At 32.9% G+C, this 1,312-nt stretch carries 2 protein-coding genes; both read right to left on the reverse strand.

The genetic code is table 11. From position 1 onward, the window contains the following. Positions 1-284: 284 nt before the first annotated feature. The gene (locus ESP02_RS13115; protein WP_002310798.1) at positions 285-641 is read right to left on the reverse strand and encodes a Spx/MgsR family RNA polymerase-binding regulatory protein; all 357 of its coding nucleotides are present in this window, start codon (positions 639-641) and stop codon (positions 285-287) included. A gap of 13 nt (positions 642-654) precedes the next feature. Continuing rightward, a complete protein-coding gene (locus tag ESP02_RS13120; protein ID WP_002286258.1) occupies positions 655-1,065 on the reverse strand; it encodes a Spx/MgsR family RNA polymerase-binding regulatory protein in 411 nt (136 codons plus the stop codon). Positions 1,066-1,312: the final 247 nt, after the last annotated feature.

A 1,312-nucleotide genomic window follows, 5' to 3' on the forward strand; every position in this document is an offset into this window, starting at 1 on the left:
TCATCAACATGTCAATAACTATTTTTTAAGTTTTTTTAAATGCTGCTTTATTTGCGTATTACTTAAAACAACAAAAATGAATATATCATGTAAATTTACACATGTCAATATATTTCTCAGCCTATTTTCCCTCGTACATTTGAATTTTGACCACATAAATCGAGCATATCTTTTATAGTAGAAAAATAAAGACAAAAAAAAGAACACATAACACACTTAATGTTAAGTGTTCGACTGTTCCAACTGTACGAAGCGCTCAGAAATTTGATTAAAATAGGTAAAGACTATTTATTTAGGATAAGCTGCTCCATCAACTGCTCATTGTATCCAATAAATAGAACTTCATCGATAATGATCAACGGACGTCTGAGGAGTTTTGTATGTTGTGTACATAAAGAAATCAGTTGTTTTTTACCTACACAGGAAAGGTCTATCGCAATGTTGTGAAAAGCCTCAGACCAAGTCGCAAATAGCTGTTCTGCTTGCACTTCTTCAAAACTGCATAATTCTTCTGCTTCTTCTGTACTTAGATCGCGTTCTTCTAAGTCAACAAATTGATAAGGCAATTGATGGTATTCTAACCATTGTTTCGCCTTCAGACTGGTTACACAGTGCGCCGATCCATAGACTTTCACTTCCACGAAGACTCCCTCCCTATGAATTTAAGATGTTATTGTTTTGTAAATAGATTAGGTTTCTAGCAACACACCGAATTTCACGAGGGACAAATGAACGGATTTCATCTTCATTGAATCCGATTAGTATTCTTTTTTCATCAATCAAAATAGGTCGTCTCAATAATGAAGGATATTCTTTGAATAGGACGATCATTTGCTTTAAAGTTAATTCGTTAAAATCTATTCCCAACTTCTCGTAAATTTTCGACCGAGTGGAAATAATATCTTGAACTCCTCCTTCAGTCGCTGCTAAGATCTTTTTGATCTCACTTTCTGTTAACGGTTCGGCAAAAATATTCTTCTCTTCAAATTCAAGTTGATTCGCTTGCAACCATGCTCTTGCTTTTCTACAGGAAGTACAGCTAGGCGAAGTATATACTTTTATCATTTTCTCACTCCTTTTTAATTATAATCCAATTCTACAGCAATTTCTTTTAAAATACCAATTATTAGCTAATAAAAAATAAAAAAAGTCGAAAAAAATCGATTATCTACGTTTAAATAATGAGAATTATTCTATGTATTCCCTATTTTAATAATCGTATTCTCATTTTTCAAAAATAAATAAGGGAGGTGTGACAAAAATCTTGTCACACCTCCCTTTTCCGAATAAACAGTGTTCCAGAAGTAGCTTC

The organism is Enterococcus sp. NBRC 3427 (assembly GCF_007996925.1).
Classification (GTDB): Bacteria; Bacillota; Bacilli; order Lactobacillales; family Enterococcaceae; genus Enterococcus_B; species Enterococcus_B lactis.

Bases quoted from the DNA above. Each gene is read 5' to 3' on its own strand.
- ESP02_RS13120 (WP_002286258.1), bottom strand. From the start codon at position 1,065: ATGATAAAAGTATATACTTCGCCTAGCTGTACTTCCTGTAGAAAAGCA.